A 13145-nucleotide genomic window follows, 5' to 3' on the forward strand; every position below is an offset into this window, starting at 1 on the left:
GCCGGTCCGAAGCGGCCTCAGCCGTCGTCGCCGGCCAGCCCGTACAGCAGCTCGTAGGCGGTGGGCACCACGTGGCAGGTCCGGCCGCGACGGGTGGCCAGCCCGACCACTCCGGTCCCGGACGCCGGGTGGTAGCCGACGAACGCCTGCTGGCCGAAGGTCGCCCCGACGTGGAAGAGCAGCGGCCCGCGCGGCGCCGGGTGCTGGTACCACGTCAGGGTGTGGGTGGTGCGGCGCCGCCAGCCGCGCCGCAGCAGCGGGACCCGCACCTCGCGCAGCGCCCGGGCCAGTGGACTGCCGTCCGGGAAGAGGTGCGCCTCCAGGTAGGTGAGGATGTCATCGGGAGTGGACCGGACCGCCCCGGCGGCGGCGAAGGCGCCCATGTCGGTGCTGCGGACCGGCGTGGTGCCGTTGGTCCGGTGGCCGACGGCCTCGGTGCCGGTCGTGCCGGGTGCCAGGGTGGTGCCGATGAGCCCGAGCGGCTTCAGCACCCGGGCGGTGAGCAGCTCGGGGTAGTCGGTCCCGGTCGTATGGCCCATCGCCGGGGCGAGCAGCGCCACCCCGAAGTTGGAGTAGTGCCAGCGGGTGCCGGGCCGGTGGCGCGGCCGGGTCCGCGCGAAGGTGTCCAGCAGCCGCTCGGTGTCGTAGCCGGCGTAGCCGTTCTCGTACGGGCGGACGAGTGCGCCGCGCAGCAGGTCGGTGGGGATCCGCGGCAGTCCGGAGGTGTGGGTGGCCAGGTGCCGCAGGGTGATCCGGCCGGACCGCGGGTGACTCAGCGGCAGCCGCGGCAGCCGGGCGGTGAGCGGATCGTCCAGGGACAGCACCCCGTTCACCGCGAGGTCCGCGAGCAGCAGCACGGTGAAGGTCTTGGACAGCGAGCCGAGCTCGTAGCGCAGGGCGGGGCGCGGGGTGGGCGGTGCCAGTGCGGTGCCGCCGCTGACCACCGTGCGGTGGCCCTGCCGGGTGACGGCCAGTACGACGTCCGGGGCGTCGATCCGGGTCAACGCCTCCGTCAGCCGGTCCGCGAGCGCCGGCCCGCCGGGTGCGGTCCGCATCAGCCGGCGTCGGCGGAGAGCGCGCGGGAGGTGGCCATCGCCGACGCGAACGCGGCGACCAGGGTGGGATGGTGGAGCAGGTCGAAGACCACCTCCGGGTCGCCCTCGGGCATGGCGCGGTGGATGGGCATCGCGCCGGACGCGTCCTGGGCGGCGGCGTACCGCTCCCACAGCCGCGCGTCCAGGGTCGGGCGCGGCAGACAGGCGTCCACGACCAGGAGTTCGCCGAGCAGGTCCCAGTGCTCGAGGTCGGCCCAGTCGTCCAGCCAGGCCGGCAGGTACCGGGTGAGGTAGTCGGCGATGTCCGGTGGGATCCGGTCCGGTGCCGCGCCCCAGTTGGTGAGGTGGAAGACGGTGTGGGTGATGTCGTAGGCGATGTGCAGCTGCACCGTCCAGGGCTCGGGGAGCTGCCCCAGCCAGGTGCGCGCCACGGCCCGGTCGAAGTCGGCGGTGGGCGGCAGCCCGAGCCTGCGCTCGGTGTTGAGCAGGCCCAGTCGCCGATTGGGCATCATCTCCAGGGCGCTCCAGCCGGTGGTGCGCCGCGCGACGTCCAGGGCCGCTTCCAGGCCGGGGTGGCGGTGGCCCAGTTCGTGGAACGGCGCGTAGAGCTCCATGGGCACCGGGGAGTGCGGTTCTTCGCGCTGGAGCGCGGCCAGGACGTTGCCGCCGTCGAGCAGTTCCCGCCAGGCGAAGTCCAGCAACGCACCGGCCCGGGTGCGCTGCCGGGAGCCGGCCACGCCCTCCCGGAACAGCACATGCATGTTGATCGCCAACTCGCCGACGGGCTTGAGCCGTTCGATCGTCGCGCTGCCCGTGGCGCGGTCCTCGGGAGTGAGCCGGAAGAGGTCGCGGTGCGCGTCGAGCCAGCTCAGGGCCCGGTCGCCGACCTGGTGCAGCAGTGCCGGGGAGGCCGGGGAGGCCAGGGACGCAGCCGTCACGGTCACAGCGCAGCCTCGCTTTCGAAGGGGGGCCGACGGGCCACCGCACCGGCCCCGGCCGAGGCGATACGGGCGAGGGTGGCGGCGAACGCGGTCACCAGGGTGGAGTGGTAGCAGGCCCGGAACGTCTCGGTCGGGTCGGTGGGCCGGGGCACGGCGGCGCTCTCCGGCACGCTGCCGTCGGCGGCCTGCTCGGCGGCCAGCCGTCGCCAGGCCGCCGCGTCGTAGGGCGCGGCCGGGAGGATGGCCGTGATCGCGAGCAGTTCGCCGACCAGGTCCAGCAGTTGCTCGTCCAGCCAGTTCTCCAGCCAGGAGGGGAGCCAGAGCCGCAGGTAGGCGGCGGTTTCGGGGGCCAGGCGCCGGCGGTCGCGGCCCCAGTCGGTGAGGTGGAAGACGTCGTGCGTCATGCCGTAGGCCGCCTTGCTGTCCAGCGCCCAGGGCTCCGGCAGCACCCCGAGTCCGGTGCGGGTGAACTCGTCGTCGAAGTCGCCGTGTGGGGGCAGCCCGATGCGCCGTTCGGCGTTGAGCACCGCCAGGGTGCGGGTGTGGTCCTCGCGGGCCACCCGCCAGCCGCGCAGCCCGGTGGTGGTCAGCGCCAGCGCCTCGACGGCCGGGTGCCGCAACCCGGCCTGGGCGAAGGCGCCGTAGATCTCCACCGGGTAGGTGGCGTACGGCTCCCCGCGGATCAGCTCGACGAACAGTTCGCCCTCGCCGGTCTCCTGCCAGGCGAAGGCGAACAGCTCGGCCGCGGCCGAGCGGAGGTCGGCGCGCGGGTGCGAGGAGGCGATGAACTGCGTCAACTCGGCCAGTTCGCCGAGGGGTTTGAGGGTGTGGTTGGGGTCGGCGTCGGTCGTCACGTCCGGTGGCAGGCGGAAGCGGGTCCGCCACCGCGCCAGCCACCCCAGGCTGCTGTCGACCATCCGGTCCAGCAGCTCCGGGTCGCCCCGGCCGGCAGTCACCAGCCCCGCCCGAAGAACCGCTGCGCGGCCACGACATGCAGGGTCACCCGCGGGTCGCCGCCGCCCATCTGTCGGACGAACGCCAGCCCCGCGTCCAGCCCCAGGGTGGGCGGTACGTCGGGGAGCCGGGCCAGCCAGCGGCCCACTCCGGCGGCCTGCAGCCAGTCCCGGCGGCGCACCGCCCGGACGAAACCGCGGGCCAAATCGTCGGTTCGTGCGGCCAGTTGCTCCTCCAGGTCGGCGGCCAGGCCGGGCAGGGCCAACGCCGCGAGCTGGGAGATCCGGTGCGCGAGCCGCGGCCAGCGGTCGGTGTCGAGCCATTCGGTGCCGACCTCGGGGGGCCGCGGCCAGGGTCGGGCGTCGGAGACGAGATAGGTGTGGGTGGCCTCGACCAGGCCGCGGTAGCTCCAAGCCGATACTCCGGAGGCGTCCGCGCCCGGGGGGTAGCTCGCCAACGTCTGCCGCACCACCGCCTCGTCGTCCGCGCCCACCGGCACCGCGCGGTGCTCCAGGGCGTAGGGCGCGAGCGCGTCGGCACCCAGCACCCGGACCGCGGCCGGGGCGAGCGGATCGCCCTGGCGCAGGATCCGGGAGAGCGCATAGGGGTCGCCCCCGCCCTGAAGGGCGAGGGCGACACCGGTTGCGGCATCGGCAATTACAGCGCTTAGCGGGACGGCTCCCTGCGTCTGTTCAGCCAACACAATTCCCCTCAGCGATCGCCGGACTTCGGGCGAGGGGTGGGGGGCGACAGCAGCAGTGCGCCGAGCAGCAGCAGCCCGCCGCCGCACTCACGGCTGTCGCGGTAGATGCCGTCGGGCTCGGCGGGGCTGAGCAGCCCCTCGACTTCGGAGGCCAGGGCAGTCGTTTCTACTGGCGCCGTGCGATCCGTAACCATGCGATCAACTCCTTCGATGAGCGGGACACCAGGCTGACATTCGCTATATACCGTCGCAATCCGGACGATGACTGTGTGTTACTGCAATCCCGGTCCCGATGCCGTTCCGGTGCGCCGGGCGCTCGCCGGAGGGTCGGAGGGGGGTGTGAACTCCCTTGCAGCGCCGTGGACTTGACGGCGCCGAACGTGCGGTTCCGGGCGCCTCGGGGCCGGCCGTGCACCCCGCGCGGGGGCCCGTTCACGCGTGGGCCGGACTGGTCTGAGCGGGTGGGTCGCCACGCCGGGCCGACCCGCCCGGGGCCGGGCGCTCCGGGAGCCCGGTCGGGATCCCCGGACTGCATGGAGCGGCCCACTCCGGCGCGCTCCTCACCGACGCCTTCCCGGCCTCACCCCGGCCCGGCCCGACCGGTGGGTCAACCTCACCTTCGCCGCCGGGCTCATCGCCGTCCTCACCGGGCCGGCCGGATCCCTGCCCGTCACCCTCACCAGCGGCCGCACCGCCCAGGACGCCCCGGCCGCCCGCCGCCCAGCCGGCCCGACGCCCTGCCGGCCCTGGAGGAACTGACCGAGGCGCCGCGCCGACGGCCCGCCCCGCGGCGGCCCGGCCACGGCCGGCCGTGACGTCGGCGGTGCCCGTCCTCCGGGCGGATGACGGGAGCGCGCCGGCAGGCCCTAGAGTGCCGATGTGCCCTCGTACAGCATTGGCCAGGCAGCGCGGCTGCTGGGTGTGAGTTCGGAGACCGTCCGTCGTTGGGCCGACGGCGGGCAGTTGCGGATGGACCGGGACGGCGCGGGCAACCGCGCCATCGACGGGGTGAGCCTGGCCGCGTTCGCCAAGGAGCGGGCCGCGGGGCAGCACCCGGTGCCCGGCGAGATCCGCACCTCGGTCCGGAACGCGTTCGCCGGGATCGTCACGGCGGTCACCCTCGACGACGTGATCGCCCAGGTGGAGATCCAGTCGGGGCCGCACCGCGTGGTGTCGGTGGTCAGCCGCGAGGCCGTCGAGGAGTTGGGCATCGAGGTCGGCGTGGAGGCCACCGCCCGGGTCAAGTCCACCCATGTGCATGTGGACCGGCCGGAGGGGCGCGGCTGAGCCCGCCCGCCACGGCGGTCAGCGGCACAACAGCGCCGCGTGCAGGTCCAGTTTGTGGTCGAGCCGGGACAGGTCGCGGCCGGTGAGGGTCTCGATCCGCTGGATGCGGTAGTGCACGGTGTTGACGTGCAGATGCAGGATCTCGGCGGTGCGCGCCCAGGACCCGTGCTGGGCGAGGAACACCTCCAGCGTCTCCAGCAGCATCCGGTGCGAGGCGCTGCCGCCGCGGGCCAGCGGGCCGAGCACCCGGCTGCTGAACGCCGCGCGGACCTCGGCCGGCACCCCCGAGAGCAGCGCGCCGAGCGTCGTCAGGTCGTCGACGGAGGTCACCCCGGCGCCCTCCGGGGCCGCCGACCGGGCCGCGGACAGTGCGTAACGCGCCTGCTCCAGTGCCGAGTTGAGGCCCCCGCCGGTGGCCGCCGGGCCGCTCATCCCGGCGTGCAGCGGCGCCTGCGGGCGGCAGTCGTGCAGTGCCGGCCATATCTCGCCCAGTGACGGCACCCGCTCGCCGTCGGCCCCGCCGTCGGCCTCGGCGCCGGTGCCGACCGCGACCACCGCGGCCGCCGTGCCGTCCGGCAGCAGTCCGGCCGCGAACGGCGCCCCGGGCGCGTGCCGCAGCGCCTCGGTCAGGGCCCGCACCGCCTGCTCGGGTTCGGTGTCGTCCAGCGCGGCCAGCACCACGCGGAACGGGCCGTCCGCGGGCAGCCCGCAGGCGTGCAGCGCCGCGTCGAGCGCCGCCCGCTCGGCGGTGACCGTGGCGGCCAGCGTCAACAGCGCGTCCGCCGCCCGCCGCGCGCCCGTCTCCCGGGCCGCCTCGTGGTGCCGGTACTGGGCGACGACCTCGGCGATCTCGTGCAGCACCCGCGGCGGCGCGTCGTCCGCGTCGTGCAGATGCAGGAACCAGGCGTCGTACGGACCCGGGTCGCCCTCGATCCGCAGGGTGGTGCCGGTGCCGGAGGCCAGCCGCCGCCGCGCCTGCCGAGCCGTCAGCCCGGTGGCGGCCGGGGTGCGGGCGATCACCCGGCCGGTGGCGGACAGCAGGGCGCACGCCGGACCGCCCAGGTGCGCGAACGCCCGGTCCAGCAGCGCGTCCGGCGCCGCGTCCCCGGCGAGCATCCCGGCGAGTTCCGTGCGCACGTTCTCCGGCAGCGCGTAGTGGCCGGCCGGGCGGCGGCTGAGGTCTCCCCACCGGCGCAGGTACACCGCCTCGGTGATCGCCCGGAACGTGGTGTGTGCGGGCACCGCGAGCAGGGCGACGTGGTGCGCGCGACAGGACTCGACCAGGACGTCGGGGACCGTCCCGTGGGTCTCCTCCCCGGCCAGCAGCGCCGCGGCCCCGGCGTCCGCCAGCGCCGCCACGAAGCGGTCCACCTTCTCCCGGTCGTCCCCGGGTGCCCACCACACCAGCCCGCTCAGCACCAGCTCGCCCGACTGCAGGAACCGCGCGGGGTCCTCCAGGTCGGTGGCGGTCACCCCGCTGACCTCCCGGGCGAGCAGCGGGTCCTCGCCCCACAGGAGGGTCAGGTCGAGCGCATCGAGCTGGAGAAGATCGTGGACGTGCATGTGGTGGCTCCTTGGACGGCTGCCGAGCGGGCACCCCGGCATCTCACATTCACGAGGCGAATGTGGGTTCTGACATCGTAAATGCAAGGCGTTCTCGCCGAAATCCCTCTTGGTTGATCATCCAGTTCCGGGCGCGGGCGTTGGTGTGTTTTCCGTGCTGCGGACCAGTCGTGCACGGGGGCGCCGCGTTGCTTCACTCGACGGCATGGACCTGAACACCGTGCTGGAGGTGCGCGACGCCCGGCAGCTCGCTACCTGGCGCACCGGCGACGCCTGGCTGGGCGGCGGCACCTACCTCTTCTCCGAACCCCAGCCGCACCTCCGCCGCCTGGTGGACCTGAGCCGGATGGGCTGGGAGCCGGTCGCCCAACTCCCGGACGGCTCCCTGGAGATCGCCGCCACCTGCACCATCGCCCAGCTCTCCCGTTTCGCCGCCCGCTTCCCGGCGCCGGCCGCGCCCCTCTTCGAGCAGTGCTGCCGCGCCTTTCTGGCGTCGTTCAAGATCTGGAACATGGCGACGGTGGGCGGAAACCTCTGCAACGGCCTGCCCGCCGGGCCGATGATCTCGCTGACCGCCGCCCTCGACGGCAGCGCCCTGCTCCAGGCCCAGGACGGCTCGCGGCGCCGCACCAAGGTCGCCGACTTCGTCACCGGCGCCGGCCGCAAGGACCTCGGCGAGGGCGAACTCCTGCGCTCGGTCACCCTGCCCGCCCGCGCGCTGACCTGCCGGACCGCGTTCCGTCAGGTCTCCCTCTACGGGCTCGGCCGCTCCGGCGCCCTGGTCATCGGCGCCCTCGACCCGCTGGACGGCTCGCTGGCGATCACCGTCACCGCCGCCACCGTCCGCCCGGTCCGCCTGTGGTTCCCCACCCCGCCCGGCGCCGCCGTGCTGCGCGGCACCCTCGACGCCGCCGTCGCCGGACCCGAGTGGTTCGACGACATCCACGGACTGCCCGCCTGGCGGCGGCACATGGCGCTGCGCCTGGCGGAAGAGGTCCGCGCCGAACTCGCCCCCCACCCGTCGTCCCCCGAGGAGGCCGCCCGATGAGTTACGCCGTCCACGTCAACGGCCGGCCCTTCGACGCCGAACCGCGTCCCGGCCAGTGCCTGCGCACCTACCTGCGGGACCGCGGCTGGTTCGGGGTGAAGAAGGGCTGCGACGCGGGGGACTGCGGGGCCTGCACCGTCCACGTCGACGGGGAACCGGTGCACAGCTGCCTCTACCCGGCCGTCCGCGCCGCCGGCCGCCGGGTCACCACCGTCGAGGGCCTGGCCGAGCCGGACGGCGAACTCCACCCCGTCCAGCGCCGGTTCCTCGCCGCCCAGGGCTTCCAGTGCGGCTTCTGCACCGCCGGTTTCCTGATGACCACCGCCAAACTGGAGGACGACCAACTCACCGACCTCCCACGGGCATTGAAGGGGAACCTCTGCCGCTGCACCGGCTACCGGGCCATCGAGGACGCGATCCGCGGTGTCTCGCACGTCGAGGAGCCCCGCCCCGGGGAGTCGGTCGGCCGCAACCTCGGCGCCCCCGCCGGCCCGCAGGTGGTCACCGGCACCGCCCGCTACACCTTCGACATCGAGGTCGAGGGGCTGCTGCACATGAAGCTGCTGCGCTCCCCGCACCCGCACGCCCGGATCGTCTCCATCGACACCGGCGACGCGCTGCGCGTCCCCGGCGTCCGCCTCGTCCTCACCCACCACGACGCCCCCGAGCGGCTGTTCTCCTCCGCCCGCCACGAGCACCCCACCGAGGACCCCGACGACACCCGGGTACTGGACGACACGGTCCGCTTCGTCGGCCAGCGGGTGGCCGCCGTGGTCGCCGACACCGAGGGCGCCGCCGAGGAGGGCTGCCGTCGGATCGCGGTGGAGTACGAGGTGCTGCCGCACGTCCTGGACCCGGAGGAGGCGATGCGGCCCGGCGCGCCGGTGGTCCACGCCAAGGACGCCGGGGACTGCCGGATCTCCCGGCCGGAGAACAACGTCGTCGGCGAGGTGCACGGCGAGATCGGCAGCGTCCGACAGGGCTTCGCCGAGGCCGATCTGGTCTACGAGGAGACCTTCCGCACCCAGCGGGTACAGCACGCCAGCCTGGAGACCCACGGTGCCCTCGCCTACTTCGAGGAGAAGGAGGACGGCACCGGCGAGCGGATCGTGGTCCGCTCCAGCACCCAGGTCCCGTTCCTGACCCGGCGCGCCCTGTGCGCCCTCTACGACCTGCCGCAGGACGCGGTCCGGGTGGTCGCGGGCCGGGTCGGCGGCGGCTTCGGCGGCAAGCAGGAGATGCTCACCGAGGACATCGTGGTGCTCGCCGCCCGGCGGCTGCACCGGCCGGTGAAGCTGGAGTTCACCCGCGCCGAGCAGTTCTTCGGCGCCACCACCCGGCACCCCTTCACCATCGGCATCAAGGCCGGTGCCAGGCGGGACGGCACCCTGACGGCCCTCCAACTGCGGGTGGTCGCCAACACCGGTGCGTACGGCAACCACGGCCCGGCGGTGATGTTCCACAGCGTCGGCGAGTCGATGGCCGTCTACCGCGCCCCGCACAAGAAGGTCGACGCCTACTCCGTCTACACCCACTGCGTCCCGGCCGGCGCCTTCCGCGGCTACGGACTGGGCCAGGTCACCTTCGCCGTCGAATCGACCATGGACGAACTGGCCCGCCGCCTCGGCATCGATCCGCTGGTCTTCCGGGAACGCAACATCATCGGCCCCGGGGAGCACATGATCAGCCCCGGCGGCGAGGAGGAGGACCTCCAGATCGCCAGCTACGGCCTGGACCAGTGCCTGAAGGTCGTCCGGGACGCGATCGCCGGCGACCGCAGCGCCGCCGACGCCCCCGAGGGCTGGCTGGTCGGCCAGGGCACCGCGATGTCGATGATCGCCACCGGCCCGCCCGGCGGGCACTACGCCGACGCCACCGTGACCCTGCTGGAGGACGGCACCTACGACATCGCCGTCGGCACCGCCGAGTTCGGCAACGGCACCACCACCGTCCACAAGCAGATCACCGCCGGCGCGCTCGGCACCACCGTCGACCGGATCGTCATCCGCCAGTCCGACACCGACGTCGTCCGGCACGACACCGGCGCGTTCGGCTCGGCCGGCACCGTCGTGGCCGGCAAGGCCGTGATGCGCGCGGCCAACGGTCTGGCCGAGAAGCTGCTCACGTTCGCCGCCGAATACGCCCGCGCCCCGCGGAGCCAGTGCCACCTGCTGACCGACGCCGTGGAGTGCGCCGGGCGGACGGTCTCGCTCAAGGAACTGCACCAGGCCGCGCGCGAGCGGGACGTGGCGCTGACGGCGGCCGGGCACTGGGGCGGCTCCCCGCGCTCGGTGGCCTTCAACGCCCAGTGGTTCCGGATCGCCGTCGATCCCGACACCGGCGAGATCAAGATCCTGCGCAGCGTCCACGCGGCCGACGCCGGCAAGGTGATGAACCCGATGCAGTGCCGCGGCCAGGTCGAGGGCGGGGTCGCCCAGGCGCTCGGCGCCACCCTCTTCGAACAGGTCCTGGTCGACGCCGCCGGCAAGGTCCTCACCCCCGCGTTCCGCCGCTACCGGCTCCCCGCCTACGCCGACGTCCCGCGCACCGAGGTGCACTTCATGGAGACGTCGGACGCCATCGGGCCGCTGGGCGCGAAGTCGATGAGCGAGAGCCCGTTCAACCCGGTGGCACCCGCCTTCGGCAACGCGCTGCGCGACGCCACCGGGGTCCGCTTCACCGAAGTTCCGTTCCTCCGGGACAAGGTCTGGCTGGCCCTGGCGGAACACCGCACGGCGAACGAGGAGGAGGGCTGGTCGGCCCGGACGCACCCCGGGCGGGAGGGCTCGGTCTGACCTGCGGCCCTCTTGCCCCTATTCACCTCACTTACGCAAGGGAAACATCCATAGCCGGGTGGCATATGTGGTTGAGTCGGGAGCCGCCGGGGCATCACTGGGAGGCAGCCGCCGCGCGCATCCTCTCCAGGGGGACACCCATGAGCCGACTCAGCCCGCCGTCCGGCCCCACCGCCGTCCGCGGCGCGCCCACCGACGGCCCGCCCGCCGCCCGGCGCTTCCTGATCAGCGGGCAGCTGCACCACCCGCTCGCGCTGACCGTCGCCGACCTCCGCACGCGCTGGCCCCAGCGGCACGCCCCGGTGGTCTTCGACTGCGCGGCCAACGGGCCGCAGCACCACACCTTCGACGGGCCGCTGCTGCGGGACGTCCTGGGCGCGGCGAGCCCCGCCTTCGACGCCCGGCGGCGCAAGGACCGCTCCCGCTTCCTGCTGACCGTCACCGGCGGGGACGGCCATCACACCGTGCTGTCCTGGGCGGAGATCGACGCCGACTTCGGCGACGCCCCGATCCTGCTGGCCACGGCCATGGACGGGCAGCCGCTGGACGCCGCGGGCTGCCAGCTGGTGGTGCCCTCCGATCGCTGCGGTGCGCGCTACATCAGCGCCATCACCGGCATCTGGGTGGGCACCTGCCCGGCACCGGACGGACTCTAGAGCCCGTCCGGTCGGCGGTCGGCGACGGCCAGCGCGACCTCGGTGGACTTGATCAGCGCGGTCACCTCGGAGCCGGCGGCCAGCCCCAGGTCCGCCGCCGCGTCCTTGGTGATCGCGGCGGTCAGCTCCCCGCCCGCCACGGCCACCTTGACCCCGGCCATCGCCCCGCCCGTCGCCACGTCGACGACGGTGCCCGGGAGCCGGTTGCGGATGCTCAGCCCGTCGACCGCGCCGGTGGCCAGGGCCACTTCGGTGGACTTCACCAGTGCGCGCACCGCCGAACCGACCGTGATCCCGAGGTCGTCGACGGCTTCCACGGTGATCGCGGCGGTGAGTGTCTGCCCACCGGCCAGCCGCACCGTGACGGTCGACATCACCTCCCCGGCCGTGAGGGCGAGAACCGTGCCGGGGAGCTGGTTGCGGATGCTCAGGCTCATGGGCGATCCCGTCGTAAATCGGCGTCTGGAGGCGGAATTCGGGACGTTTTCCCTCGATTCCTCGCACTGTAATCGCGTTCGCGCGGGGATTCCTCGTGGGATGCGGCTCACCGGGGGCACCGCCGGCCCGCGGTGGGCGACTTCCGGTGGCCGGAAAACGCGCTTGTTCCTTCCTCCAATGCACCTTGCATCTGCTAGAGAGAAAGACCAAAAGGATTGTAAATGCGAGGTAGCACCTCATATCTTGTCGCACATGCAGTCCTACACAATCGGCCAGGCGGCGCGTCTGCTGGGCGTCAGCCCGGACACCGCCCGCCGGTGGGCGGACGCCGGACGGGTCGCGACCCACCGCGACGACAGCGGCCGTCGCCTCATCGACGGCCGGGACCTGGCCGCCTTCTCCATCGAGGTGGGTCAGACTCCCGGCGGCGAGGAGGACGACACCTACACCTCCGTCCGCAACGCCTTCCCGGGCATCGTCACCGCCGTCAAACTCGGCGACGTCGCCGCCCAGGTCGAGATCCAGGCCGGCCCGCACCGTCTGGTCTCCCTGCTCACCCGCGAAGCGGTGGAGGAACTCGGGCTGGAAGTCGGCATGCAGGCCGTCGCACGGGTGAAATCCACCAGCGTGCACATCGACCGGACCTGACCCCCGCACCCTCACCCGGCGGTCCGCCCCACGTCCCCCGCGGACCGGCCGCCCACCCAGCGGCGTCGCCCTTCCCCGAGCTCTCGAACGTCCTGGAGCGGGGGAGACCCCACTCGGCGCGGCTTTGTCCCCATCCGCTCGGGCGACCGCGTCGCCCCGCGTACCAAGGAGTTCCGCACCATGTCCCCGTTCCGCACCGGGCGCCGCGCCGCCGCCGCGATCGTCACCGCCGCCCTCCTCGTCCCGCTCGCCGCCTGCTCCGGCGGTGGCGACGACACCAAGAAGGACAACGGCGGCGGATCCGGCAGCACCACCAAGCTCACCGTGCTCGCCGCCGCCTCGCTCACCGACGTCTTCCAGAAGGCCGGCGCCGTCTACGAGAAGGAGCACCCGGGCACCAAGGTCGCCTTCTCCTTCGCCGGCTCCCAGGAGCTCGCCGCCCAGGTCAAGCAGGGCGCCCCCGCCGACGCCCTGGTCACCGCCGACACCAAGACCATGGACGGGCTCAAGGCGGACACCGGCGCCCCCACCATCATCGCCAAGAACCGCCTGGTCATCGCCACCGGCAAGGGCAACCCCAAGAAGGTCGGCGCCCTCAAGGACCTCGCCGACAGCAAGCTGAAGGTGGTGCTGGCCGCCCCCGAGGTCCCGGTCGGCCGCTACAGCAAGAAGGTCCTGGACGCCCAGAAGCTGACCGTCAAGCCGGTCTCGCAGGAGCCCAACGTCCGCGCCGTCCTCAGCAAGGTGGAACTCGGCGAGGCGGACGCCGGCATCGTCTACAAGACGGACGCCGCCACCGCGCCCACCAAGGTCGACGCCGTCGACATCCCCGACGCGCAGAACGCCGTCGCCTCCTACCCGGCGGCGACCCTCAAGTCCTCCCAGCACGCCGCCGCGGCCGCCGCGTTCGTGAAGTGGCTGAGCACCCCCGAGGCGCAGAAGCTCCTCCAGGACGCGGGCTTCCAGAAGCCGTGACCACGTGCGGGGTGGGGACTGTCCGGCTCGGGGGAGCGGACAGCCCCCGCCCCGCCGCCGTAGCCCCGGCCGTACCCGCGGC

At 73.7% G+C, this 13145-nt stretch carries 13 protein-coding genes; 6 read left to right on the forward strand and 7 right to left on the reverse strand.

The genetic code is table 11. The features are described from left to right. Positions 1–17: 17 nt before the first annotated feature. Genes SNOUR_RS33770 through SNOUR_RS33790 form a run of 5 tightly spaced genes read right to left on the reverse strand, consistent with a single transcriptional unit; the run spans position 18 to position 3847 of the window. Positions 18–1055: a serine hydrolase domain-containing protein gene (locus tag SNOUR_RS33770; RefSeq protein WP_067354690.1), complete on the reverse strand. Its 1038-nt coding sequence runs from the start codon at positions 1053–1055 to the stop codon at positions 18–20. Continuing rightward, positions 1055–1999, reverse strand: coding sequence for a DUF6895 family protein (locus SNOUR_RS33775; protein ID WP_067354692.1), 945 nt, complete (start codon positions 1997–1999; stop codon positions 1055–1057). Before SNOUR_RS33775 ends, SNOUR_RS33770 begins: the two co-directional genes overlap by 1 nt. Continuing rightward, entirely contained in the window at positions 1996–2952 is a 957-nt protein-coding gene (locus SNOUR_RS33780; RefSeq protein ID WP_079143033.1) for a DUF6895 family protein, read from the reverse strand. The genes SNOUR_RS33775 and SNOUR_RS33780 overlap by 4 nt, the downstream gene beginning before the upstream one ends. Continuing rightward, positions 2949–3650, reverse strand: coding sequence for a hypothetical protein (locus SNOUR_RS33785; RefSeq protein WP_067358999.1), 702 nt, complete (start codon positions 3648–3650; stop codon positions 2949–2951). Before SNOUR_RS33785 ends, SNOUR_RS33780 begins: the two co-directional genes overlap by 4 nt. Before the next feature lie 11 nt (positions 3651–3661). Next, the gene (locus SNOUR_RS33790) at positions 3662–3847 is read right to left on the reverse strand and encodes a hypothetical protein (RefSeq protein WP_067354693.1); all 186 of its coding nucleotides are present in this window, start codon (positions 3845–3847) and stop codon (positions 3662–3664) included. A 685-nt stretch (positions 3848–4532) separates the two neighbouring features. On the opposite strand from SNOUR_RS33790, the gene SNOUR_RS33795 reads away from it, so the two are divergent. Further along, positions 4533–4940: a TOBE domain-containing protein gene (locus SNOUR_RS33795; protein WP_067354695.1), complete on the forward strand. Its 408-nt coding sequence runs from the start codon at positions 4533–4535 to the stop codon at positions 4938–4940. Between the two features lie 18 nt (positions 4941–4958). On the opposite strand, the gene SNOUR_RS33800 is transcribed toward SNOUR_RS33795, so the two are convergent. After that, the gene (locus tag SNOUR_RS33800; protein WP_067354697.1) at positions 4959–6503 is read right to left on the reverse strand and encodes a helix-turn-helix domain-containing protein; all 1545 of its coding nucleotides are present in this window, start codon (positions 6501–6503) and stop codon (positions 4959–4961) included. Positions 6504–6708: 205 nt separating this feature from the next. On the opposite strand from SNOUR_RS33800, the gene SNOUR_RS33805 reads away from it, so the two are divergent. From SNOUR_RS33805 to SNOUR_RS33815, 3 genes are all read left to right on the forward strand, one after another. Beyond that, positions 6709–7551: an FAD binding domain-containing protein gene (locus tag SNOUR_RS33805; protein ID WP_067354699.1), complete on the forward strand. Its 843-nt coding sequence runs from the start codon at positions 6709–6711 to the stop codon at positions 7549–7551. Beyond that, on the forward strand, positions 7548–10346 hold the full coding sequence (locus tag SNOUR_RS33810; protein WP_067354700.1) for a molybdopterin-dependent oxidoreductase: 2799 nt from the start codon (positions 7548–7550) through the stop codon (positions 10344–10346). The genes SNOUR_RS33805 and SNOUR_RS33810 overlap by 4 nt, the downstream gene beginning before the upstream one ends. 140 nt (positions 10347–10486) lie before the next feature. Next, positions 10487–11002: a molybdopterin-dependent oxidoreductase gene (locus SNOUR_RS33815; RefSeq protein WP_079143034.1), complete on the forward strand. Its 516-nt coding sequence runs from the start codon at positions 10487–10489 to the stop codon at positions 11000–11002. Here SNOUR_RS33815 and SNOUR_RS33820 read toward each other — a convergent pair. Continuing rightward, on the reverse strand, positions 10999–11439 hold the full coding sequence (locus SNOUR_RS33820) for a TOBE domain-containing protein (RefSeq protein ID WP_067354701.1): 441 nt from the start codon (positions 11437–11439) through the stop codon (positions 10999–11001). The genes SNOUR_RS33815 and SNOUR_RS33820 overlap by 4 nt on opposite strands. 253 nt (positions 11440–11692) lie before the next feature. Between SNOUR_RS33820 and SNOUR_RS33825 the strand changes: the two genes are divergently transcribed. After that, a complete protein-coding gene (locus SNOUR_RS33825; protein WP_067354702.1) occupies positions 11693–12088 on the forward strand; it encodes a TOBE domain-containing protein in 396 nt (131 codons plus the stop codon). Positions 12089–12268: 180 nt separating this feature from the next. Then, positions 12269–13063: a molybdate ABC transporter substrate-binding protein gene (modA, locus tag SNOUR_RS33830; RefSeq protein ID WP_067354703.1), complete on the forward strand. Its 795-nt coding sequence runs from the start codon at positions 12269–12271 to the stop codon at positions 13061–13063. Positions 13064–13145 lie beyond the last annotated feature (82 nt).

This window comes from Streptomyces noursei ATCC 11455 (genome assembly GCF_001704275.1).
Lineage (GTDB): Bacteria > Actinomycetota > Actinomycetes > Streptomycetales > Streptomycetaceae > Streptomyces > Streptomyces noursei.

Coding starts and splice junctions, on each gene's coding strand:
- SNOUR_RS33770 (WP_067354690.1), bottom strand. CDS start 1,055: ATGCGGACCGCACCCGGCGGGCCGGCGCTCGCGGACCGGCTGACGGAG.
- SNOUR_RS33790 (WP_067354693.1), bottom strand. CDS start 3,847: ATGGTTACGGATCGCACGGCGCCAGTAGAAACGACTGCCCTGGCCTCC.
- SNOUR_RS33800 (WP_067354697.1), bottom strand. CDS start 6,503: ATGCACGTCCACGATCTTCTCCAGCTCGATGCGCTCGACCTGACCCTC.
- SNOUR_RS33805 (WP_067354699.1), top strand. CDS start 6,709: ATGGACCTGAACACCGTGCTGGAGGTGCGCGACGCCCGGCAGCTCGCT.
- SNOUR_RS33810 (WP_067354700.1), top strand. CDS start 7,548: ATGAGTTACGCCGTCCACGTCAACGGCCGGCCCTTCGACGCCGAACCG.
- SNOUR_RS33815 (WP_079143034.1), top strand. CDS start 10,487: ATGAGCCGACTCAGCCCGCCGTCCGGCCCCACCGCCGTCCGCGGCGCG.
- SNOUR_RS33820 (WP_067354701.1), bottom strand. CDS start 11,439: ATGAGCCTGAGCATCCGCAACCAGCTCCCCGGCACGGTTCTCGCCCTC.
- SNOUR_RS33825 (WP_067354702.1), top strand. CDS start 11,693: ATGCAGTCCTACACAATCGGCCAGGCGGCGCGTCTGCTGGGCGTCAGC.
- modA (WP_067354703.1), top strand. CDS start 12,269: ATGTCCCCGTTCCGCACCGGGCGCCGCGCCGCCGCCGCGATCGTCACC.